Origin of the sequence: Maritimibacter alexandrii (genome assembly GCF_005871115.1) — a bacterium.
Taxonomy (GTDB): domain Bacteria; phylum Pseudomonadota; class Alphaproteobacteria; order Rhodobacterales; family Rhodobacteraceae; genus Maritimibacter; species Maritimibacter alkaliphilus.
The window spans coordinates 13,341-37,767 of sequence record NZ_SWKQ01000013.1; the positions used below are offsets into that span (position 1 = coordinate 13,341).

Genomic DNA, 24,427 nt, shown 5'->3' on the forward strand with positions numbered 1-24,427 from the left:
CGAGAAGCCGTCAGCGCCGCGCGGTCCAGTCCGAGGTATAGGTCGCGGTCGGGCAATCGGGTTCTTCCGGCTCGTCCTCTTCGATCATGCCAAGCGACGTGGCCCCCGCGATCGCACCGCCAATGGCCGCGCCGATCCCAGACATGGCGCAGACCATGTCCGGCATCCGGACCGACCCCTGCGCCTCGAGCGTGCTACCGCGCGCCCGTGCGTCGTAATCCACCGACAGCGTGACGCCGTCTTTCGTGATGGTGCCCTGAAGCTCGAGCACGTCGCGCGACACCCGGCCCGTGATCGGCATCTGGTCGCTCTCGAACAACAGGTTGCCCGTCGCCACGCCATTCCGCACCGTGACGTCGACGTTGATCGGCCACGGAAAGGTCTTTCCGTCCCCGGTAATGAGGATCTGGCCGGAGCCGCGCCAGCGCCCGTCAAGGTCGTCGCTGTCGCCCGACGTCGGGCGGCTGGTCGTGGGCGGCGGGGTTCGGGTGACCGACTGTTCCACGGCCTGCGCGCAGTCGCGCTGTGCCTGTGCCACCCGCGTGCGCGCCCGGTCGAGGGCGGCGACGTTGAACGCGATCTCGTCGAGCCGCGCGGCAAGCGCCGCAAGATCGCCGTAACAGGTGCCGACCGCGCGGTCGACCTCGGCCAGCGCGCTTTCGATGGTCGCGACGGCCGCGACCGCCCCTTGCACGCGGCCGCGCTGTTCGGGGCAGTAGGTCAGCGCCTCGTCCATGTTGGCCAGCACCAATGCCTCGTCCAAAAGGCTGCGCGCTTCGGACCAATTGGACCGATCCACCGCCGTGGTCACATAGCCCTCCATCCGCGATAACTCGGCACAAGGGTCCGACACGGTGGGCGGTGCCGCAGGGGTCGCACAGTCCTGCTTCGCCGCTGCGATCCGACCCAACGCGGTCTTGAACCAGAGGTGGCCTTCGAATCGTGCTGTCGCCTCGATCTCATCCAGTCGCGCCATGTCGCACCCGGCGACCGCCGATGTCAGGTCGCGTTCCAGACCCCTCAGTTTCGCGATGTTGGACAGGCCCAGATCGACCCGGTCGAGAAGCCCGTCGCACTGCCGACCCCGCACCAAGAGGTCGGTCTTGAGTTCGGCCAGCGCAGTCTGGGCCGGGACCAGTTTGTTGTCGCGGTAGTCGGCCCGGGCGCTGTTCAAGCGGGCGAGGAAGCCGTTACAGGCCGCCTCCTGCGCCGCGACCCGATCCGCTTCCTCCCGTGCACGCGCTTGCGCGCAGAGCGTCTTGCCGGCGGCGATCCTGTCGATTTCGACCTGAAACAGCGGATGGTCCCGCCCCGCGCTAGCCGCCGCCAGCCGATCCATGAGCGCGGTGTCGCAGACGGTGATCGCATCGGTGACCTGCGCCGAGAACGCCTCCAGCGTGGCGATCTGCTCCAATCCCTGTTCGGCGCGGTCCGCATAGGCCGGGCACAGGGGCGGCGTGGCGCCGCGCGACTGGCCGAGGACACGGGTCAGCCCGGACCGTGCGGGCGCCAGCCGGTTGACGCGGTAGTCGGCGCGCGCCGTTTCGAAGGTCGCGATGAGCGATGACGCTTGCCGGACCTGATCGGACAGGGCCGTCAGCCGCACCCCGGAAAGCCCCGCGATTTCGGCCGCCGCACGCGACAGGGCCGCCTGATCGCAGGAGGCCAAGGCCGCCCGCGCCGCGTCGGCCACACGTTCCGCCTGCGCGACGCGATTGCGCAGATCGGCGAGACGGTCGGCAAGCGGCGGGTCACACAGCGCGCCCTGCCCCGTCGCCCCGGCATGGGGATCGAGGCGTTGGGCGACACGGTTGAAAGCGGGCGTGGTGCCGGACAGAAGCTGCGCCTCGGTTTCAAGGATGCCGCGTTCGAGGGCGAGGCAGGCAGCCAGAACCTCGGAGTCCGGGGTATCCGGTTCGGGTTGCTCCGGCTCTCCGGTGGTCACGGGGGGCGATGCGGGCTCCGGCGGCTTGGCCCCCGTCTCGGGGGTCTCGGCTTGCGGCATGGGCACCGTCAGCACGATGTCCGTGCGCGCGGTCGTGCCGCCGTCCCGACGCTCGTAGAAAAGCGCGTTGCGCCGGACATAGCCGCGCCGGAACCGTTCGGTCGGCCCGCGCCCCGACGCTGTTTCGGCAGAGGCCGAAACGACCGGGAAAGACCCGGCGGACAAGGCGGTGATGGTGAAGCGGCCCGCGGCATTCGCCTGCCACGCCTCGCATCCGCGCACTTCTTCGCCATTCGCGACCGACACGTCGAGGATCGCGCCGGGCACCGGTCGCCCGTTTTCGTCACGCACCCGGCCCTCGAGGATCACGACCGACAGACCGCCGATCCTGTCGGCGAGGTCCAGATACGTCTCCATCGCGTCGCCGCCGCGTTGCACACCGGGGCCGAAGCCGCCCTCGAACGCGACGAAGGAGGCGGCGATGACCTTGGCCAGCCTGTCGCCTCCGACCGCGAGGGGGCGGACCAGCGCCTCGGGCGTCTCACCCACCGCGGCGGCGGCGGCACCGACGATCTGGTCGAGCGAACAGCGGTCGCCGGGCGCGACGAGGGTGCGCAGGGCAGCCATACCGCCCTCGATCTCGTCGACGATGTCGCGCGCCTCCTCCATCAAAGCCAGCGGGCCACCGGGCGGCGAGGTGTTGTAGACCGACCCGATCAGGTTCACGTGATCGTCCGGGTCGCGCACGATGGGATAGCCAAGCTCGGCACCGGCGTCGATCAGGTCCATCGCCGCCAGAACCCCTGCGCGCCCCGTGCCATTCGTGCCTTCGAGGAACGTCGTGCCGTTGTAGAAATAGTAGGTGGCGTCTTGCGCGCCCTGCGTGACGTAGATGTGCTTGAACGGCCATGTGCCGTATTTCATCGGACAGGCGAGCAGTCCCTTGTCGTTGAAATACTGCGCTTTGGGGTCACGCGACGGCACGCCGACCCCAAGGCAAAAGCCGTTGCGCTGGTTGATCTTCTGTTCGAGCGCCAGTGTGGCGGCCAGCAGTTGCTCGGCCGCATCAACATAGGCGATGACGATGTCGCCCATGAACTGCGTCAGCGGTCCGCCGACGGTGCCGGCCACTTCGCCCCCGATCCGCATGAGGCCGAGAAAGCCCTGAACCTGACTGACCGGCTCGTTCGTGCCCACGGCGGAATAAATGACCGCCGCCGCCTGACCGAGTTGATAGGTCTCGTTGATCGCGCGCAATTGCCCTTCGTTCGCCTTGAACCTGTCCATCCATTCGCCGGACAGCCCGACCTTTTCCAAGGCGTCGGCGGTCGGCGTGTCAGGGGGCGAGGCGTCCAGTTCCTGCCCGGCGCGAAGCAGTTGGTTCACGCGGGTCTGTGCCGTATCCGCCAGACCGCGCAGCCCCGCGATGATTTCGGCGGACTGGCCGTTCGTCAGATCGACATAGGTTTTCCATGCCGACAACAGCCATGCCCGGTCTTCTCCGGTCGTGAAATAGGCCAACGCATAGGCCTGCGCTTCCGCCGGGGCGTCGTTCAGCCACTCGACCGCCATCGCGTCCATCTCGGGCGACCCCGGCGCGTATTTCGCCTGCGCCTCGGGCGGGAGGATCGCGTAGAGCTGTTCCGCCACGAATTTCCAAAACCCGCCGGTCAGTTCGGCCACCTGACGGTCGACGGCCGCGTTGATCTGGGTCTGGACGTCGGTGATGGGGCCGGTGACGGCGTCGGTGATCCGGCCCACCCATTCGTCCTTCTTCTCGTTGCAGAAGTGCAGAAAGAACGGCTCGGTATCCAGAACGCCACCGTCGAACCGAAGCTCGGTTTCGGCAAGCCGCGACGACAGCGCGGCATACAGGTCGCCGCAGGGATCGACAGGGTAGCTGATCTTTACCGCATTCGGTCGGCCCACGCCCTCCAACACGCTCGCGAAACGGGTTTGTGCGGTCGCGGGCAGGCTTGCGAACAGGGCCACCGCGAGGATGACGCAGGCAAACGCCGCCCGGATGACCGACCTAGAAGTCATCGAGGCTACCTGCCCCCAGCAGGTCGTCGGCGCCTGACGTTTCGGTCGCGGCAGGAGCAGGGGTCGGCGCGGGTTCGGGCGTCGGCGTGGCTGCGGGCGGCGTGCCGCCGGGCGGTCCGATCATGTCGTTCATATCGATCAGATCCGCCGGGTTCGCGGCGGGGCGCGTCGCGGCGATGCGGCGGATCGCGGCCTGCGTGCCGCTGCCGATAATCCCGTCGATGGCCCCGGTGTAAAGGCCCATGCGCCTGAGCTCCATCTGGATGCCCTTGCAGAACTCGACCATATCGCGGCACTCCCCCCGTGCGGCACGCCCCTCGCCCGCCTGCGCGAGGATCGTGGGATCGGCCACGCGCTCATAGGCGCGCACGGCAAGGAACCCTGCGAAATGATCGAAGACGGGCTGGTTTCGGCGCTGGCCCTCGATCCGGAAAGAGCGGAGCAGTTGCTGGGTCTGAAGCACATCGCCGTTCGACACCCGGTAGAGATACCAGTCCATCACGCCGGGGCGCTGATAGAAGGTGTCGTCGTCCAACGGCGCGCCGAGCGACTGCGCGACACGGCGGATTTCGCCTTCGTCGTAGATCGCCGCGCTCGCCTGGCCGGTCGCCGCGCCGGGGGCCGGATCGCCACCGAACCCCACGCAGTCGATGATGTCGTTCTCGAGCGCCATGTCCAGCATGTCGGGCGGCAGAAGTTGCGCTTGCCGAGAGGTGATCGACGTGAAGAACGACAGCGCGCGCGAGTTGTTGCGCGCCGCGACGACACGCCCCTGCATCTCGGATTTCGCACCCACGTAGTCCTTGCAGTAAGCCACATAGGGCGTGTTGCCCTGCCCCGCGTCGAACAGAATCCAGAACATCTGCCGGGTCGGCAGATACTGTTTGATCGCGGCCCGCGCGTCGCTCAACCCGGGGAAATCGCTGGGTTTGTTCTGTGCAATTAGCGGTGTCGAAAGCGTAAAGGCCCACGCCGCGACGACGAATGGCAAGTGCCGAAGAACGGACGTCATACAATAATCCCCCTCGAGTCCCGACCCGAACCGTGAAAACGCACGGCAAGTTCAGGTTAGCACGGGATCGTTAAATGACGAAATCCGACGTCGGATGACTGGGGCAAGGGGGCTGGCCCGGTCGTTGAAATCATAGGCAGGGCCTCAGCGATGAAGAGGCGCAGGCGCGTTTCGGTCGCGACCAAAGGCTCCTATCCACGCCGTGCGAGCACGGCACGCAGAAGGCTGGTCTGACCGCCGCCCGCGCCGAAATCGCGGAACCGCTTCAGACGCTCGACGACCGTCGTGGCGACGAAATCGTAAAGGCCATCGGTGATGTCGTACTCCACCTTGCCGGCGATCAGGTCTTCGATCAGCCGCGCATACCCCCGGATCTTCAGCCGGTTTATCATGGACGGATCCTCGAGATAGGCCAGCGGCAGGGATGCCATATGGTCCTCGACCGGATCGGACGGCAGGGGCGTTCCGTCGAGCGTCGTCGGCTGATGCCAGCCAGACGGGTCTTGCGGAAAGCCGAGGACGTGGCCGGTGCCTTCGCCGTCGAAGCCGGGATCGTTGGAAACCCAGCCCGTCGTGCCGCTGACCGAGATGACCCCGTTGTCGTAGTCGCGCGGCATGATTGTGACGCAACGCACGCCGTTGCCGGTCACGATGTCATAGGCGGCCTTGCCGTTCTTCGTGGTCGCTTTCATGGAGCGAAACCAGCGCGACCCCGCAAGCGCCCGCAAGGTCGCAAGCCCGTGGTACCGATAGCTCATCCGATCGAGCGTGACGCGTTTCGGGTCACCGATCGCACCGCTGGCGACAAGATCGCGGATGGCGAGGATCGGCGACAGCTTGATCCAGTCTTCCCCGACAATGACCGATTTGAAGCCCCGGAACATGCGCGACTTGACGAGGTCGGACAAGCGAAGGGGCGGCGTGTCCATGACGACGGACATGGTCTTTTTCCCCGGCACCGCGTTCAGGGCGTCGAGCACCTTTCGGATCGCTGCCGGTTTGACGGCGACGATGACGATATCGACGCCGTCAAAGTGTTTCGCCTCCAACGACGTGATCGTCTGCACCTCGCTGCCGTCCGGCAGGGGCACGGCCCGCGGCTTGCGGGAATGGATGCCGGCCAACTCGACCGTGTCGCCCAGCGCAAGGATGGCGGGAAGAACCGTCGACCTGACGCGCGTGCCTGCGCCCACGATAGAGATTTTCGGTGTCATAACAGCTTTTCCTTAAGGCGGTCCGCCAAACGAATGGACAGGGCCACGATTGTGAATGTCGGGTTGCCGAAGCCGCCGGTCGGAAACACCGAAGACCCGGCGATATGCAGGTTCGAGATACCATGCACGCGGCAATCCGGATCGACAACCGAGGTTTCTGGCCGCGCGCCCATCCGCGTCGTGCCCATGTGATGCGATGCACTGGAATAGGGCAGGTCCGCGGCCTCGGGCCTTTGCCCCGCCGTCCAGATGAGCATACCCGCGCCGGTCTCCGCGAGCAGGGCCTGAAGTTCGTCGTGCAGTTCGAGGACCGAGTGCAATTCGGCCTCAGACGCCTTCCACCGGACTTTCGCAAGAGGATGCCCGAGCGGATCGGGGGTGTCCGACAATGTGACCCGGTTTTCGGGGTCCGGTGCCATTTCGATGTGATAATTGATCTGAAAGGTCCGGTCCGGCCCCCTGAGCCCTGCCTTCTTCGTCAGGAGGAACCAGAGATACCGCACCGCAAGGCCCTTTGGCACCTTGAAGACATCGCGCAAAAGCTCGCGATAGAGTTTCAACTGTGTCGGGCGATGGCGGATCAGCACGAGCGTTGAAAACAGCTTTCGGATATCGTCGGTCGGCACCACGTCGAGCGCCGGTCGCCAGACGAAATAGGCATTCACGAGCCGCCCCTTCTCGCGAATGCGCCGCGCCATGTAGGAGCCGATGTCCATCCGGTCGCGCCCATTCGACGGGATCGCCATGCCGAGATCGTCGGGAAAGGTCTTGCCGGGGGCCAGAACGACTTTCGCGACATTCCCACTGGGGTGGTCCATGTAGAACCGCCCCACATTGTCGTGGGCATTCCCGACCCCGCCTTCGATCTGGCTTTTGGACGCCAGCAGTAGCCTTGCGTTTTCGATACCGCCCGATGCCAGAACATAATCGCGCGCAATCACCTGAAACGAGGTCTTGCCGCGCAGGGTCTGGGCCTTGAGCGCGGCGACACCCGAATGATCGTCGGTCAGAACGATTTCCGTCGCCGTGCAGTTCAGATAGACCGCGATCGTTTCGCTGTTCGCGGCGACCTTGCCGACGGTCTGGCCGAAATCGAGTTGGTTCTTCCCAAGCCAATAGACCGAAGCGGGCTTCAGCCGCCGCGCGTCCGCGTCGCCTTCGGTCGGGGCGGTCCATTGCGCGAAGTCCTCGGGCGCCGGACCTTTATGACGGCGCGAGGCGCGCTCGTAATAAGGCGCCAACTCCTCCGGCGTGATCGGCCAACCGCTCCGCTCGATCCACGCGGCACCTTTCAGGTCTTCGGGCATCAACGGAAGCCATTTGCCGGACCAGGCGGTCGTCGATCCTCCGAACTGCCGTATCCGCGCGTTGCGCGGCACGGCTTTCTCGACGCTTTCCGTATCCGAAAAGACCTGCGCGTCCTTGTCGCGGCCTATATCCCCCGTTTCGAGAATGGCGATCTTCAGGCCGGTCCCGGCAAGCTCGTCCGCTAGGGTCAGGCCCGCCGCGCCCGCTCCGACGATACAAAGGTCAACTTCGATGCTGGCCGGAACGTCGGCGGTGTTGGCTTGAAATATCATTGCAGGATCGGTTTTAGGTATGTTCCGGTTTCGGTCAACGGGGAAAACGTCGCGCTCGCCGGGGCGCGTGCGGTCGCCGGCGTGGCAGGCGCGCAAGTGATGCCCGCGCAGGCAATCGCTCACGGGACGGGCGGCACGTGCGTCAACGCAGAGCGCGCAGATCCGGAACACGGGGCGCGCTGAGCGTTCTCTCACCCCCGGCAAACCGTCAGGCGTTCCGGCGACCGCTTCCTTGATCGAACCCGGTTATCGGGCCATAGTTACCGAATTGTTTCAGGCTATTGGAACGGAGCATTCGAGCCGGGGGGCCCATTGTCAGATTTAACGAGCCTGCGGGCTTTCGATACATTCGACATTTCATTTTCGAGCCTGAGGGGCGGCAACCTGTTCGCGGCCCTGTCCGAGGCGGAATACAGGTTGGGTCTGGCCGACCTCATCGACCCGAGCTTCGATCTGTTCGACATCCCCGAAGGGTCCGGCCTCGTCAGCGGGTCCGCCACGGCCAGCTTCGATACCGGCGTCGTCTATACCCCGGCCTCGGCCCTGAACACGGGCGCGGTGAGTTACGATCTCAACCTCTTCTACCTCGGTGACCATGAACGGCTGAACGACGCCGATGTCACCTTCGCCTTCGGCAGCAACACCGCGGCGGCGCAGTTCACCGGCGAGGTGTTCACCTCGGATCTCAAGGCCGAACTCTACCTCGACGGTCAGGTCGACTATTCGAACGTAAAGGCCCATCTGCCGTGGTTCGAAACCGGCGAAAGCTACGACATCGGCTCCGGCTCGGTCAGCCTTGCCGATGCGACCGGCGAGGAATGGCGGCTGACGCTGTTCGACACCGCCGATTACCTGCCCGACATGGCCAGCAACACGCAGATCGTGGCGGTCGATGGGCTGATCGACATCATTTTGAACCCGCTCAACGCGACGCCCGTCGATGTAGCCTACGCACCGGGCGAGAGTGCCGGGACGTCGGGCGGCGCACCCGTCATCGACCTGACGGTCAAATCCGGCCCGCTGATCGACGCGCAATTCGACCTTGACGCCCTCGCGCAGACCCTCGGCGCCTTCGTCGCCGCCACCGTGCCGACCGGCGGTATCGGGGGCGAGGCGCTGGCGAAATACGTGGAGCTTTTCGGGTTCATCGACGTATTGGAGGTCGACGTCTTCGATACGACGCTCAAGCACCTCGCCATACCCGCGCGACTTCGCGACAAACTCAAGGACGCCTACGACGCCCTGCCGCTGGCCCCGAATGCCGAGGTGGTCGTCTTCGATTCCACCTTCAACCTCGGGCTGGAGCTGTTGCAGGATATCCGGTTCGAACCGGGCGAGATCGAGTATCAGGTGACGGTCGGTGACGTGACGCGGATCGCGACCCTGTCGGACCCGATGACATTCTCCGATGCTGAACTCGACGTGCTCGAACCCGGCGAACGCCCGACCGTGCAATTTAGCATGACGGGGACTTTCACCAGCGATCTAAGGCTGGCCCCGGTCATGTCGCTAAGCGCGACCGCCGGGCAGGCGAAGTTCCAGATCAAGACGGTCTCGCTCAGTAACCCCGGCGAGGTGTTCTCGCCCGACGCCGTCATCTCGAACTTCGTCTCCGAGGCGCTCTGGGCCGAGCAGGTGCCGGACGGTGGACTGAACTTCCTCGACGTCATCAAGCTCGACAGCCAGAGCCGTGAGGTCACGCTGACGACCGGCCCGTTCGACCTGCCCTACCAGCTGACACTGATCCGGGAGGTGCCGGTGCCGGAGGGGTCGCCCGTGCTCGTCACGCTGGCCGACCCGGACGCGGAAGGCACCCCCGGAAATGACGAGATCCGGGTGCTCGGCGGCGATTTCTCGGGCTTCACGGCCGGCGACACGATCACCATGCGCGGCGGCCAAGGCGACGACATTCTGCGCGAAGCACCTGCGGTCGCGACCGTCGTGCAGGAAGGTGGACCCGGCAACGATTACATCGAGGCGATCGGGAGCGTGACCAGCGGCACGGGCGACGACACGATCGAGGTGGTGTTCCATAGCGCGGGCGCCATCGTGGACACGGGCGAGGACAACGACCGCGTGTTCACCACGCTGTCAGGCGGCGGCACCGTCACGACGTTGCGCACCGGGGCGGGGTCAGACCGGGTGGAAGACGTGGGCGCGCCGATCTCATCCACGCCTTTCGATCCGATCAGCGGTGTCGGCCTCGTCGATCTGGGCGCGGACGACGACCGGATGCAGGGGGGCGGGGCGATGATGCTGGTCCTCGGCGACGGTGACGACATCGTGGCGCGCGGCACCAACGGGCTCACCGAAATCGGCTGGGGACTGCTCGCGGGCGACGGCGACGATTCCGCGACCGTGCGCATGGCCGACAACGGGATTTCGGGCAAGACGATCTCGGGCGGGATCGGGAACGACTGGCTCGAAGTCGTCGGGGATTTCTTCGACTTTCTGCCGCCCGCCCAGCGCGGCGTGTCGATCTTCGGCGAAACCGGCAACGACATCCTCAAACTCACGCAATTCACCGGCGAGGCCTTTGGAGGTGACGGCAACGACGAGCTGATCGGTCAGGCCTTTTCGCGTCTGGACGGGGGCGCGGACGACGATCGGATCACGGTGAGCGAGGCGATCTGGCTCGACATTTTCCAGCCCGACTATGCCGCTGCCGTGGCGGCCTCGGCCCTGACCGAAGTCGCGGGCGGCACCGGGCATGACGTGATCCGCGTCGAATTGAGCGACACGGACCTCGGCCGGCAGCGGGCGAGCGTCTGGGCCGAGGGCGGCGACGGCGTAGACATCATCATCGACCACTACTTCCGCGCCCATGACACCGCCTCGGGCTTCGACTTCATCGCCGAAAGCGACGACACGTTCCAAGGGGGGGACGGCGACGACATCGTGGCCGCGGGTGCCGGTGACGATACGGTCGACGGCGGTGCCGGCGCGGATGTGCTGACCAAGCTCGCGGGCAACCTGACGCTCGACGCGGGCGACGGCGACGACATCATCCATATCGCCACCAACAGGTATCTCGACCCGCAGAACTTCACATCGGACACGGTGATCGCCAATCGGGGCGGTATGGTCACGGGGCGCGTCGAAGGTGGCGCAGACACCGATACGCTGCGCGTCGATCTGAGCGGCCTCTTCCGCACGTCACCGGATTTCATCGCCCCCGGCGGTGTGCGGTCCGGCCTGCGCGACTATCTGTTCGCAGACGAGTTGGACAGCGGCGCTCGGGTCATTCCGGCAGGCCTGAACGTGGTGTTCGACACGACGACCGACGGCCGGATCGAGTATCTCGACACGGGCGGCGGCATCATCGGCACCCTCGCATTCGCGAGCATCGAGTCCTTCGTGTTCGAAGGCATGGGCGAGGATGGGGTGCATCGCTTTCTGTCGCGCGGTGCGGTCGATTTCGACTTTTCGGCACTGGGCGCGGTGGATGTCGCCGAAACCGCAAGCACGGTGCGCAATGTCACGAGTTACTTCGACCCCAACTTCGGCGTGTCCGGCGCGCGCGGCGAAGTCGTCAGCACGCTGCGCGACGTCGATCTCGTCGTCTCGGACAGCGCAGGCGCGATCCCCCTCGACATATCTCTGCAAGACCTCGTGGTTCACGAGCATCGCATCGCCTCGTCACCGATCCACGGCACGACCGAGACCGAAACCGACTTCGACCCGGTGGGCACGAACCCCGCGCCGCGCCCTGCCCCGGACATGCTGACCCCGACCGTCACCGGCCATGTCACGGCACCCGTGCTGGGGGCCGGGTCGGCAGCGGTCGGCGTGCTGGCGAACACCGGCATCGTTCTGAGCGTCGGCGACATTCCCGTAACCGACAGCGACAGCGCGCCCGAGGACGTGTTCCTGCGCGTGGCGAACCGGCCCGAGATCGGGTTCATCGCCCTCGGCACCACGCTTCTGGATCAGGGCAGCGTCTTCAGCCTTGCCGATCTCGCCGCCGAACGGGTCGCCTATGTCCACACCTCGGGCAGCGACGCGACCACGGATCAGGTGCGGTTGGAGGTCTACGACCGGGACCGCCAGTTCGCCCGATCCGACTTCGGCGAGGCCGGGATTTTCCTGCTCGACGTGACGGTGGATCGTTCCCGCGCCGTGCGCGGCGTTTTGAGCAGCCCGGCGCCCGGGGTTTATGAGACCGGCGACACGCTCCTCGAAATCGTGCTGACGACGGACGCGCCGTCCGTGGGGCCGCAATTCGTCGATCTTGCCTTCTCCGGGGCCGCCGCCCCTGCGTTCGACGGCCTGTTCGCCCGCATCCACATCGCCCACGGCGAGACAGAAGGACGGGTCTACCTGCCGCCGGAACAGGCCATGTCGGTGGCTCAGGGCGCGCTGACGGTTTCGGTCGCCCATACCTCGCTCGGGATAGTGGCGGGCGGTATCGCCGATCTGGTGCTCGACGTGGTGGCGGGGGACGGGCCGGCCAACCGGGTCGCGACCGCCAGCGAGGCCGAGAAACTGACCCTCCTGCCGGGGCGCAACCTGATCGCGGGCACGCTGGACACGTTGCTCGGCGACACGATCCCCGGCTTCGGCGCGGACGACGCCATCCTCATCACCGACCGCTCGTTCACCCGGGCGAACGTGTCGGTGGATATCGACGGCACCCTGCTTGTCGACGTCGATGGGGACGGAACACCCGAAGGGCGCATCACGCTTCCCCCGCTCGCGGACGGCGATTTTCTTGTTTCACGCGGCGCCGACGGCACCACGATCACCTTCGAGGCGCACCTTCCCGACCTGTCTGAGGGCGCGAGGGTGGACCCTGACGACATCAACGGCGTGATGTCCCCGGCGTTCTTTTCCGGGCACAATATCGGCGACATGACGGTCACGTTCGAGGCGGGGGCGCTGTCCTCGGCCCGCAACAGCGTGGGCATCTACGAAATCGACCCGTCCGGCAATCTCGGCCATGTCGCAATTCTGGCACGCGATGCCTGGACGGCCACCGGGCCGATTGCCCTGTCCGTCAGCACGACCGAGAACGACATCGGGTTCTTCCTCATCAAGGACGGCGCACGCCAGATCGAGGCCAGCGTGTTCGATGCCGACGCCTTCTCGTTTCGGCCCGACGGGTCGGGCGGCTTCCATCTTGCCAGCAACGGTGCCGCGCTCGACGGCCTTCGGGTGTTCTTCAGCCACGACCCGACGCTGAACCCAGATGGCGCGCACCATGTCGTCTCCGGCATTTCGTCCGATGGACGGGGCGCGATCCGGATCGGCTTCGAAGATCAGATGCGGCTCGGGTCGAGCGACGACGATTTTCAGGACGTCGTACTCTACCTCGACATCGACTCGCTGTGAGCCCCGCATCGGGTATCAGCCCGGCCCTCAAGCCTCGTCGCAGGTGACCCGGTCCACGAGAAGCTCGGCCCCGCCGAACACCACATGGCCGAAGAAATTCTTCGGATAGATCACGCCGGTCAAGGTTACGGTCAGCACCGGATGGCCCGGCACCGAACTGTCCACGGCGACGGAAGCCAGCGCGCCGTCGAAATCGACGCCGTCGACCTGATGCATGTCGCTGACGGACAGAAACCGGCCGTTCACCGACAGGTTCGCGTTGCCGCCCGCATCCACGCAGCGAAACGCGAGCCGGCTCAAGGTCACGTGGCGTGGCGCGGTGTAGACGAAGGCGAACCGGTTCGCTTCGGCATACTGGCCCTGCATCGACGGGTGATGCCCTGCCGGATGCATCTCTGCCTGCCCGTTCGTCACCGTCGTCCCGTTGATGTCCACGAACCCGGTTCCGAAAACGGCCCCCTTGCCGGTCTTGTCCCAGATGTTCGCGGGGCTGCTGGACAGCATGAAATTGGTCAGCACCGATCCCGGTGTCCAGTCTGTGAAATCGAAGTCGTATGTCATGGTCGCCCCTATTCGGTCAGATAGAACCAGCTTTTGAAATCGCAGCTCGTCGTCGCATCGCCTGCCGCGATGTTTCCGTCCTCGTCGAGCCGGAAGCCGTGCCGCGCAGGGCTTCCGGTGAGTTCGGTCGACACCGACCCGTTCATATGCCGGGGCGCCGTCCCGGTTTTGTCGCTGGCATAGATGGTGGAGGCGTCGAGTTGCACGAGCACACGGAACGAATTGGTTCCGGCGACCCATGCGAATCCGGCCTCTTTCATGACGCCTTCGAGGTTCGCCGCGTCCGCCTTGGGCGTCCAGATCAGAACGTGGCGGTCGATCTTTTCATTCGTCTCCTCGTCCCTCTTCTTCAGAAAGGCGAGTTCCCCGACCATGACGACTTCGAGCATCGGGGGCGCGCCGGTGCCTTGGGCGGCGTCGTTCGCCATCACGAGTTTCACCCAGCATGCGTATTCCGCTTCCACGCAGTTGCGGTCGAGCCGCTCGTTGAAGGTGAACCGAAGGCCGTCGGCCATGAAATCCTTGATCGTGACGAACCCGTCGTTGGGCCAGTTCACCGCGATGACGCGGGGAAGGTCCGGCGCGGCGACCGCGCGCTGACACAGGGCGTCGATGGCCTCCTGCACCGTGCGCACGCCTTTCAGGTCCGGGCACGCGGCATCGTCGTTGCGGTAGAGCGTGCGCGCGGCGGTGTTCACATCGGCGGTGAACATCACCGACTGGCCCGGCCCCGCGCCGCCGTCCAAGGTGGCGCGCAGGCCGTGCGGTTTTTCCGCAGCCCCGATGTCGAGGCTCCAAGTCACCTCCACCCGCCCCTGTTCATCGGCATAGGTCACCGCCGGGTCCGAGGGCTTGATCCCCTGACCTTCGATCTGCCCGGCCGGGAAATCGTCGACCGACGACCATTCGATCCGGGCACCCGGCACCGGTCGCTCGCCGCGCATCACGGCAAGGCGCAGCTTGCCCGGCAAGGGCTGGAACCTGTCCTCGGTCTCTGGAAACAGGCTTTGGCCGTCGCCGCCCTGATAGGCGAGTATCCGGTCGGACAGGGTCGGAAGGATGATCCGGCAATCCTCGACCTTGAAATCGGGGTGGCCACTTCCGAAGATCCCGATCGGCGCGTACTTGCGCCACGGGCCGTGCGGCACCTCGAACGCGCCTTCGGGCCAGTCGATACTGCCGTCCGCCCGTGCGGTGAAGGTCCAGAAATCGCCGCGCCGGAACACCGCATCCTCGCCCCCGCCAAGGGTCAGCGACAGGCCGAGCCCGATGTCCAGCGGCTTGGACCGCCCGTCATTGTCGATATCTTCGACAACGACAACGCCCGCACCGTCCGGCATCCGGTCCCAGAGCCTGAGGAACCAGTCGCCGTTGCCCAGCGCCCCGGTCGCCGCGATGTCGGCAGGGGTGGCGGCCAGCGTCACCCGATCCTCGGTCGCCCGCGTCACCGCGAAAAGCCGCCCGGCCCCACCCTCGACCGCCTGCGCGGCGGTCGGGTCGATGTCGTCCTGCGGCGTGACGATCTCGGCATAGGTGCCCGGCGCGAACCACGTCCTCGGGTCGCGGGCGGGGGGCGACACACGCAGTTCGGCCCCGGACATCTCGTCGATCCGCACGAGGGTCGAGGCATTGCGTCGGGACACTTTCAGCTTCAGCCCCTTCAGGCCGTAAACCCGCCCGTCGTCCGGTGCATGTTCGGCCACGGGTTCGCCGCCATGCACCTCCACCCGGTACATCAGGTTCTCGAGCCCGGAAAAACCGCCCTCCGGCAGGATCGTGCAGGGGTCCGCCACCGTCGCCGCAGCGGCCACATCGACGGAAAGCCGCCCGGTGGAATGGCTCGCCATGCCGCGCCAGACGTCGGTGTGCATCAGATTGGCGCATTGCGTCTTGTCGGGCAGCGGCAGGATCAGGATCTGCCAGTCCTGCATCGCGCGTCCGGCGGCCTCGGCATCGCCAAGCGCCTTGTCGGCATAGGCCGCGTCCTCGACCGGATCGACGTAACGCTCCACCGTCTTGAGCACATAGGCGAAAGTGTCGCCGGGGGCGGATTGCAGGTCGACAGGGTTCGGCTGCCCGCCAAGCGTGACGTTCTCGGGGTTCTCGATCCGCGTGCCGGCCAGATAGGCCGCGCCGCGCGAAAACTCTATGGACTGCCCCGACTTGCGCGGCTCGAACGCACGCCCCGTCACCAAGAGCCGGTCGTCGGGGCCCAGCGTCTCGGCCGTCTCCCGTTCGATCCGGTAGAGCGGCAACTCGGCGGTGTGCGACAGGTCGGTGTCCAGAAGCACCTGACCCTGACGCGGGACGACCCGGCGCGGGGCGCGCTTGTCCTCGGGCCGGAACAGGTGACGCGAAGCATCGTTGCGAATGGTCATGGGCGATGTCTCCAATACATTGCGGAGCTGGAAAGGCTGTTGTCGAAAATCTCGGCTTCGGCGCCGAAGGGCAGGTAACTGTCAAGCGCGCGGGTCAGGTTCGCGCGCCGGATCGGAGTGCCGGTCGGGGCAAAGGCCCCCATTTCCGTGTCCCCTTCGCCGCCCGCACGGATGCCGGGGTCGGTCAACGGATGCAGAACCCCCACCATCGGTTCGCAAAGGTCGGTGTCATGGAATACGGGCGCCAGTCCCATCGCGATGGCCTCGGCCTGTGCTGCCGACACCCGCCCCTCGGATCGCGCCGCCTGTAACGCAAGGTCGGGCTGGCAGCGGAACCGTTTCGGAAGCGCCTGCGAGGTGGCGGAGTAGGAATACCGCATACAGCCGACCTGATGGCGGATCACCTTCAGGCTCCCCGCAAAGATCGTATTCGTCGCGTCCAGCGTGCCGACCTCGACATGGCCCAGAATCGTCGTGTCGCAGACCGTCACGTCGGCCTGAGGCGCTTTCAAATGCAGCGACATCCCCGGCGTGCCCCCGACGATGGAACGCCGCAGTGTGACCCGGCTCCCACGCGCATCGCCGTACTTGCTGGAGCTCCAGATGCGGGCATGGTCTATGAGCGAGTCCTCGATGGTCACGGAAATCGGCTGGCCCGGCCGGACATTCAGCGCGGCGCGCGTCGGCTTCGCCCGGATGCTGCAATGACGCAGGGCGAGTGCACTGACGGAATGCGGCGCGGTCGTGATGCCGCCTGTGAAGGCGATCCCGTCAAGCGTCAGTGTCCCGATTTCTTCCGCGTTGGAGGGGCCGGTGCCGGGCGCGCGGCTTGGCTCGACCTGAATGGCGGCGGCCAGCGTGAACATCCGCTCCCGCCGCACGAGATAGCCGTGGCGGTTCGCCTCCACCGGCACGCCGGGACGCGCCACCTGCGGTCGCCATTGGGCGGCGACAAGCGTCAGTTCGGTGCCGGGATGGGTCTTGATCGTCAGGTTCGCGGTGCGGGCATCGCGGTCGGATCGGGCCAGCACGATGACCCCGACGGCGCCGGGCCGGTCGCCATGTGCGCTCCAGTCGGCCAGCGCCTGTTGCAGGGTTTCGACCCGGCGCACGGCTTTGCCCGGCTCCGGTTCGCTCGCACGAGACCCGTCGACGATGCGGATGAAATGGGTTCGCCCCGCGCCGTCCACCAGTTCGAACGGCACATCCGGGGCGTTGCGTTCATGCGGCCCGGCCCCGATGGGCCGCCCGATCCCGGTGGCATAGGCGACACGCACCTCATCGGCCTCGACACCCACGGGCAGCACGAGCCGCCCCGTCACCGGATCGAAGGCCGCGGCAATCGGCGCGGCCCCCGTGGAGGCGACCGTTTCGCCGGGTCGCACCCATTCGTAGGCCCGCTCTGGGGCGGGACGCTTTGCGGGCGCTTCGTCGAAGTTGGCGATCAGCACTTCCCGCGCCGGAACCTGACGGAAGGTGGTCTCCCCTTTTGCCCGGATGAACAGCGTGAAGGCCGGGTTCAGCGGGTCGAACCACTGGCCCGCCACAGGTGTCCCGCCCTCCCCTTTCGCATAGGCCCGGCGCAAGGCGTCGGTTTCGCGGTGAAGCGGCAGGCGGCGCAGCCGATCAGGCATCCGTTCGGGCCGAACGCTGCCACCCGTCGCCTCATCCCCGTCGCTGCGGCGGTCGGGGTTAAAGAGGCGGATCGGTTCGCCCGGCATCGGCGCGAGTTGAAAATACCCGGCTTTTTGCGTGGGAGGTTCGCCCACCGGCCAAGGCTGCATCGGTGGAAGCGCGGCGACGTCTTCGGCGGGCAACGCGTCACGGTCGAGGCCGCGTGTGTCCGGGGCGGCGAAGACCGGGACGACCGGGCGCAGAAGGTGCAGCCCCACCGACGGCACGAAGCCCCGCCCTCCTGCGTGCGCAATCGACCGCAGGTCCGAAAGGCGCGGCAGCGCATCCTGCGCCGTGCCGACCCGCGCCCGCGTCTCGCCGTCGACAAGCAAGGCAAGGCCGGGACGATCGCCGCGCAGGTCCGCCAGATGCTGCAACCGGACCAGCCGCCGAAACACCTCGACCGCCTGAGCGCCTTCGCCCGTGATATCGGCGGCCAGCGCGGCCAGAACCCGTGCGGTGCCCTTGCCACGGCGATACCGGATCGTATTCGCGATGAAAGCGCGCGCGTTCCAGCCGGCACCCTGTGGCAAGGGGTTCATCGGTTCCGCCGCCACCAGCGCGCCCAGTTCGGTCAAAGCGTCCTCCGGGGCCGTCTCGACGAACAGCGCGTCATGGAAGCGATCAAGCTCGCGGTCGATCTCGGCGCTGCCTTGCGCGAGGACAGCGATGAACGCCTGGAGCGCCCGGCCCTGCGCCGCGTCTTCGGCCCGGATGTCGGCCGGAAGCAGGGCGTAAAGCCGCGCCGCCACATCGTCGCGCCGCTCCTGCGTGATCTCGGGGGACCGGGTGGAGGTCATGGCACCATCTCCTCGAACGTGATCGTGTCGGCGGTGAGGTAAAGCAGCCCACCTCGCCGGAACGACCGCCCATCGAACCGGGGAACCGGACAGGGCAGCCGCGCCTGCGCCGGGCTGAAGCCGCCGGGTGCCGCCGAGGACAGCGTGACTACCCGCAATGCGACCACACCCTCGACGGCCTGCGCGGCGGCCAGAACCTCGGACGCGTGGAGCGCGGCGCCAAAGGCGCGTGCGGCGGGCGAAAACGCCTGCGCCAGCTTGGCGCGGATCGCCGCCTCCACCGTGTCACGGTCCAGCGCGGGATCATGGGCAAGGGCGAGCGTCACGGACACCTCCAGCGCATCGAAACCCTCGATCCTAATGGCCCGTCCGGGCGGTCCGGCGGCCCGCAATGCCGCGCCCAGATCGGTGGGCAGGGCCGAGCCGGGCACGGGCGGCGCAATTTCGGTCGTCGCGATGGTGATGACCATGACCTCGCGCATCCCGTCGCGCAGCACCGTTGCCATCGCTTTTCCGACACCGCGATAGCCGCTCGCGAAGGCCTCATAATCCCCGCGCGAGACGACCCGGTCCAAGGCCCGCACCGAAGCGGGGGCCGCGTCCCGGATGTCTTCGATGACCTCATGGTCCGACCCGCCGGTCGCGGGGATCGGGTTCGTCGCGGATTTCAGGCCCAGAACCGGCGTCATAATCGTTTCGATCCGCCCGGCACCCACATTGCCCGCGATCCCGCCCCCGGTGCGGTAGGCGGCGGTCACCGCCTGCCCCCCGCCCGGCAATCGTCCAGCGAACTGCACCTCGGACGTGCCGCGCCCACCGGGTTTTGGCGGATGAACGCGGTAGGTCCGGTCCGCCCCGGTCTTGCCGAGGAGCGTGTCGCTTTCGTCGAAAAGCCGCCCTCCGACGCGGATGTCGAGCGCGGGGGCGTATGCGCGCGCGCCCGGCGCAGGCACATGGGCCAGCGGTCCGGTGCCCAGCGCGAAGCGTTGCAGGGTACGGGCCGGGTTCGCGGTGCCCAGCGTCTCGGTCGCCGGGATCGTGGTTTCGCCCTGAGACGCGGACACGCAATTGCCCCGCAGCCGCAACCCGGCGGCGTGGAAGGTGTTGGCGAGCGGCGCGGTGAACACCAGCGTCGTCATCCCCGGTCCCGGTTCGGCCCGTGCCAGAACCGCGACTTCGGCGCCATGGGAACCTGTGCCGAAAAGCGGGCCTTCGAGGATGATCCGCCGCCCCGGTGACAGGCCCTCCAGAACGCCCTGAACCTCGATCCGGTCACGCGCGCCGTCGCGCGGCAGCCCCTCGTCCTTCAGGCCGACCACCATCGCTTCGCGCCCGGTCTCGAGCCGGATCGTCGTGTCGCGCAGCCGGTCGCGGAAGCTGAACTCAGCCGTGCTCAGATCGACACCCTCGACCGCGATCTCGGTGACCTCTGCGGCCATCGCGAAATCGCTGCGTGCGCGGTCGCGGGTCGAGACGATGCGCGTCAGCCGTTCGTGCCGGGGGGCGTGAACGTCGTAGCCCTCCGGCACATCCGGGTTGGCTTCGGGGCGCCGCCCGTCGGTGCCGGGAAGGTAGGGCGTGCCGTCCTGTGCGATGCGGACCTTGTTGGGATAGGAGAAGAGCGCCAGCCCTTCGGCCCGGACCTTGGCGTAGGCCGCGTTCAGATCCACCGATCCCCCCGTCGCGGTCCCGTCTCGTGACAGGACGAAATTCTTCCACTCGGTCGCGTCCTTCTCGCCCGTGTCGCCCTTTGCCTTGCGCACTTCGTCGGACATCAGGGCGATGTCGGGGGCGCTTGCGCCGAACCCGGTCGCCTTGTCGCCGAGGACCACGACCGTCAAAGGGTCGGCACCGATACCCGCCGCGTCTTCGGCGATCACGCGGCGCTGATTGCCCAGCGTGAGGATGGCCACCGCTGGCGTCATCTCGCCCGGCGCACCGCCCTCCAGCGGCGTCGGCGCGGGTCGCTCGACCTCGGTCACGCTTGCGACCAGCCAATTGGACGGCGTGATCTGAGCGGCCACAATGTCACCCGCGCGAACGCCGCTCGCCGTGCCTGCAAGCACGAGCTTTTCGGTGTCGACGGTGACCATCGGCATTTCGGGCGTGCGCAGGGGCCACAGGGTGTTGAGAGCGCGCAGAGCCACCACATCCTCATCCGCCTCAAAGGTCACGGGCATCTCGTCCTGCCCCGGCACGGTCGCGAACTTCAGCCCCCTCGGCACCGTCACGCGGTCCGGCGCCCCCTCGGTCTCGTCCACCGTCAACGCCAGCGTCGTCACGGCGGAGATCGCCGGGCGCGGCGTATAGCCGACCAATCCGGCCAATGCGACCAGCGCGTCACGATCGGTCGTCAGTCTCAGGCAGCCGTCCTGCCACAGGCGGTTCGCGTTCCAAGCAAGGTTCGACAACCCGACCGCGAAGGCGTCGATAAGGGCGATAGCGGGGTCGGCGGGGTCGCGGGTGGTGAGCGGCGCAAGCGGGGCGGAAGTGCCGATGCGCACCCGACCGATGCGGTCCTCCATACGCTCCCGGATGGCCCCGTGGCGAAAGACGGTCGGATCGCCCACGGGCATCGAGGTGGCCGCCCCCTCGGAGCAACCGCAGCCGATATCGTCACAGACGCAACGCTCGCTCATCGTCCGCCTCCCATGTTCAGGGTCAGCCGCCCGCGTTCGGGGAAATTCGGGTCGTCCGCCAGTTCGAGGATTTCCGCTTCGGCGGGCCGGATGACCCCGGCGCGCAACTCGCCTGCATCGCGGCGGCCCAGCCGTTGAAAGCGGCGCGGCGTCACGCTGGCGACGTCCTTGACCGCCATCACCGTCGCGACCAGCACCGACAGGTAGAGCGACGTGCCGAAGGTCAGCCGGTCCGGATGGAAAAAGCCGGGCGAGCCATCTGTCGGGCCTGTGGGCCGCAGCGCCGTGCGCACCGCCATGGCCACCTCGGACCGCAGTGCCGACGGTGCCACACAGATCTCGAGATGGATGTCGAGCGGTGCGGGACGTGGAGCGCGGACCGCCACGTCGCAGCCGATCATCCGGTAGCGGTCGAGGAAGTCTTCGACCTCGCGCCTGAAACCCGGATCGACCTGTCGCCCCTCTGCGCGGTCGACGTAAATCATCATGGTCTGCCAAGCGCCGGTCCAGCGGGCAATGGCGGTCGCGTTGACGACCTCGGGGTGGCGCTTGGCGACCTCGGCGTAATCTGCGGGCGTGATGGCCCGGTCCTGCACCCGGAACGCCTCGGGCGCGCTGGCGCGGATCGTGGCGGCATCGGCGGAATCGGCCCCGCCGGATGCCGCGAGCGGGTTGGTGATCGTGATCGCCGCGCTTTCGAGCGGCACGGGTAGGACGCAGTGCGCCAACGCGCCCGGCCCGATGTTTCCGCGTGTCCCGACCCCGATCCGAGCCGTCGCCCGAATCGTCGACCCCGGCGCCGGTTCCAGCCCGTTTACGCCGTCGCCGAAGCGCAGAGCCGCCCGCCCGTCGATGGTCGTCTCGACCACGAAGCCGCGCTCGAACGCGCCCGCCGACACCAGATCGCGCCGCGCCCGCCAGATCGAGAAATCGTCGTGCAGATCGAGCGCGGGCAATGCCGCCTCGGGCGTGACCTTCATCAGGGCGGCGGCGGGCACCGTGTCGGGGGGCGCCGTCATGTCCACGGATGCGATCCGCGACAGATCGGCCCGGTCCAGCTTGGGCCGCCAGACGAACCCCGGTTCGGGCTCCGACGGGGTCAGGACCGGGCGAAGGCTGTCGGCGGTCGCGGACAGGGTCGCCTCCACAGGCACGTCCTCACCCTGCGCCACGCCGGTCAGATGCTCGGGCGGCGGCAGCGATGCACCGTGATCGGCCAGCGTCACATTGCCCAGCACCGCAGCGCAGGCCACCGCCCCCCGCGCCGCGTTCGCCCCGTCGGGTCGGGCCGACAACACGAGGTCGAAGGGGAGCGCGTCTGCCGCCCCCCATGTCACAGTGACCAGTCGCAACGAAGGGGCGAGCAGGTCTTCCTCTGGCTCGGCGCGGGTCACGCGCACCATGTGCCGACGCTGCGGATCGGCATCGGCGGCAAGCCCGGTATCCGGCGCCACCGTTTCGACCAGAACGAGCAGGTCACCCGCCCGGATCGGCCCGGCGCCGCCCCCGGTATCGACCAGCGTCGCCTGCGTCGCCCCGCGCGGCAACAGGCAGGCGTCATCGGACCACGTGTGAAACCCGATCGCGTTGCGCCACGACCAGAGCGGCAGATCCGCCAACGTCTCGAACGCCACCGGCACCTCGCCCTGAAGTCGCGCGGCATAGTCACGGATCCCCAACACCGGCGGCGCGTCGCCTTGGCGGACGAGCACAGGTGTCCGAGCGGGCATCACCGCGCCCTCCGGCCCGCCGGACCCGAGCGTCACCGCGACCGGCACGCGTGCGCTGGCCCCCTGCGGCGGGACGTAATCGACCAGCCGTGCGTGGCGCACCAGCGACCTTGGCTCGCGGGCCGTGGCGGGCAAGGCTTCGGTCCCGATCCAATCCAGCCGGTAGCTTTGCTGATCGAGCCGATAGGCCAGCGCCTCGACCAGCGTGGTCGTGAAATCCGCGGCCTCGGCCCCCGCGAACCCCGGCACCAGTTCGGCCATCCGGTCCAAAAGCTGCCGCCGGAGCGCGGGCCAGTCGCGTGCGGTGCGGTCGATGATGAGCGCCTCGTTGGCGAAACTCTGCGGCGGGGTGCCGTCCTCCGGCACGCAATCGAAGTCGGTCGGGCAATCGCGTTTGAACGAAATCTCGACCGAGGAGAGGCGGGGGTCGAAGCCGTCCGGTGGACGGCGCGCGCCCGCCGCCCGCACGATGGAAAGCGAATAGGTCGAGAAATCGGTGGGTTGCCCGCCCGGCAGGGTCAGGCGGTAGCCAAGGACGCTTTGGTGGTTCTTCAACGTCTCGACAGCCGGGGCCACAACGGGCGCAGGGAACCGCACACCCCCGGTGATCGCGAAATTCTGACCGGTCAGCGCCGGTCCGGGCAATGGGAGCGGCGAGACGAGTCTGACGCGGATCTCCGTCGGGTCCGCCACGGTCCGCCCGACCGCCACCTCGACATAGTCGATACCCGTCAGGCCTTCGGCGGCCGCCACCGCCGCCCGGCGCCCCGGGTCGCAACAGGTGTAGCGTGCGCCGATCATGGAAGCGCCTTCGACACGGTCAGGGTGTCGCTGGCCCCGGTCGCGCGCAGCCGATAGGCCAGGTCCACGTCGAGCCGGGCCGCATCGCCGTCGAAGGTCGCGCTCAGGCGCTCGATCACGATCAGGTGCCCCAGTTCCTGCTGAAGCCCGGCTTCCAGCGCGGCGGCCAGCGCCTCGGTCGCGATCCCGCCACCGCCGGAGAAAAGCATCTGCCGCACGGGCGAGCCGAAGGCGGGCCGCATGACCCGCTCGCCCGGCATGGTCAGGATAACGAGCCGCAGCATGTCGCGCACATGGGCGGCGCTGCCCGGCGGATGCGTCGCCGCACGGCCCTCGGCACTGGGACCGAAGGGAAAGGCCAGACGGGTCATTGCGCGACCACCCGCGTCTGCGAGCCGGAGATGATCGGCGGCCCGCCGGGGATCTGCTCGGCCGACAGGCACAGGGCCGAGAGGGGATTGATGAGCACGGGCTGGCCCAGCGAGGTGACACGCGTGGACGCCGCGATCCAGCGCGTCGTGAGGCAGGGCTGGGGCTTGCCGTTGGGCAGGGTAAAGGCGCAGCCCGCCACCATCCCCGGATCGGTCAGCACCGCGACCGGCTGCCCGGACAAGGTGACTCGCGGGCTCTTCGGGAGGATCGTCAGCGTGCCCCCGTGCGGGCAGGTGGCGATCGTGTTGGCGTGAAGTATCGGTCCCGGCATGTTCCCTTCCCCCGGC

At 67.5% G+C, this 24,427-nt stretch carries 12 protein-coding genes; 1 reads left to right on the forward strand and 11 read right to left on the reverse strand.

The window, feature by feature from the left end; genetic code table 11:
• Window positions 1-10: 10 nt before the first annotated feature.
• From FCT00_RS12780 to FCT00_RS12795, 4 genes are all read right to left on the reverse strand, one after another.
• Window positions 11-3,988, reverse strand: a complete 3,978-nt coding sequence (locus FCT00_RS12780; protein ID WP_138423334.1) for a hypothetical protein — start codon at window positions 3,986-3,988, stop codon at window positions 11-13.
• Window positions 3,978-5,000 carry a peptidoglycan-binding domain-containing protein gene (locus FCT00_RS12785; protein ID WP_138423335.1) on the reverse strand — a complete coding sequence of 341 codons (1,023 nt, stop codon included), beginning with the start codon at window positions 4,998-5,000 and terminating at the stop codon, window positions 3,978-3,980. Before FCT00_RS12785 ends, FCT00_RS12780 begins: the two co-directional genes overlap by 11 nt.
• A gap of 191 nt (window positions 5,001-5,191) precedes the next feature.
• A complete protein-coding gene (locus FCT00_RS12790; RefSeq protein ID WP_138423336.1) occupies window positions 5,192-6,214 on the reverse strand; it encodes a Gfo/Idh/MocA family oxidoreductase in 1,023 nt (340 codons plus the stop codon).
• Window positions 6,211-7,794 (reverse strand): GMC oxidoreductase, encoded by a 1,584-nt coding sequence (locus tag FCT00_RS12795; RefSeq protein WP_138423337.1) that lies wholly within the window; start codon window positions 7,792-7,794, stop codon window positions 6,211-6,213. Before FCT00_RS12795 ends, FCT00_RS12790 begins: the two co-directional genes overlap by 4 nt.
• Window positions 7,795-8,106: 312 nt before the next feature.
• On the opposite strand from FCT00_RS12795, the gene FCT00_RS12800 reads away from it, so the two are divergent.
• Window positions 8,107-13,125: a cadherin-like domain-containing protein gene (locus FCT00_RS12800; RefSeq protein ID WP_138423338.1), complete on the forward strand. Its 5,019-nt coding sequence runs from the start codon at window positions 8,107-8,109 to the stop codon at window positions 13,123-13,125.
• Between the two features lie 27 nt (window positions 13,126-13,152).
• Here the strand turns inward: FCT00_RS12800 and FCT00_RS12805 are convergent, their stop codons facing one another.
• The 7 genes from FCT00_RS12805 to FCT00_RS12835 are packed head-to-tail and all read right to left on the reverse strand — an operon-like array spanning window position 13,153 to window position 24,411.
• A complete protein-coding gene (locus FCT00_RS12805; RefSeq protein ID WP_138423339.1) occupies window positions 13,153-13,686 on the reverse strand; it encodes a hypothetical protein in 534 nt (177 codons plus the stop codon).
• 8 nt (window positions 13,687-13,694) lie between these two features.
• Window positions 13,695-16,064 carry a DUF6519 domain-containing protein gene (locus tag FCT00_RS12810; RefSeq protein ID WP_138423340.1) on the reverse strand — a complete coding sequence of 790 codons (2,370 nt, stop codon included), beginning with the start codon at window positions 16,062-16,064 and terminating at the stop codon, window positions 13,695-13,697.
• The gene (locus FCT00_RS12815) at window positions 16,061-18,538 is read right to left on the reverse strand and encodes a hypothetical protein (protein WP_138423341.1); all 2,478 of its coding nucleotides are present in this window, start codon (window positions 18,536-18,538) and stop codon (window positions 16,061-16,063) included. The genes FCT00_RS12810 and FCT00_RS12815 overlap by 4 nt, the downstream gene beginning before the upstream one ends.
• Window positions 18,535-21,177 carry a baseplate J/gp47 family protein gene (locus tag FCT00_RS12820; RefSeq protein WP_138423342.1) on the reverse strand — a complete coding sequence of 881 codons (2,643 nt, stop codon included), beginning with the start codon at window positions 21,175-21,177 and terminating at the stop codon, window positions 18,535-18,537. Before FCT00_RS12820 ends, FCT00_RS12815 begins: the two co-directional genes overlap by 4 nt.
• A complete protein-coding gene (locus FCT00_RS12825) occupies window positions 21,174-23,708 on the reverse strand; it encodes a baseplate J/gp47 family protein (protein ID WP_138423343.1) in 2,535 nt (844 codons plus the stop codon). The genes FCT00_RS12820 and FCT00_RS12825 overlap by 4 nt, the downstream gene beginning before the upstream one ends.
• On the reverse strand, window positions 23,705-24,079 hold the full coding sequence (locus tag FCT00_RS12830) for a GPW/gp25 family protein (RefSeq protein ID WP_138423344.1): 375 nt from the start codon (window positions 24,077-24,079) through the stop codon (window positions 23,705-23,707). Before FCT00_RS12830 ends, FCT00_RS12825 begins: the two co-directional genes overlap by 4 nt.
• Window positions 24,076-24,411 carry a hypothetical protein gene (locus tag FCT00_RS12835; protein ID WP_138423345.1) on the reverse strand — a complete coding sequence of 112 codons (336 nt, stop codon included), beginning with the start codon at window positions 24,409-24,411 and terminating at the stop codon, window positions 24,076-24,078. Before FCT00_RS12835 ends, FCT00_RS12830 begins: the two co-directional genes overlap by 4 nt.
• Window positions 24,412-24,427: the final 16 nt, after the last annotated feature.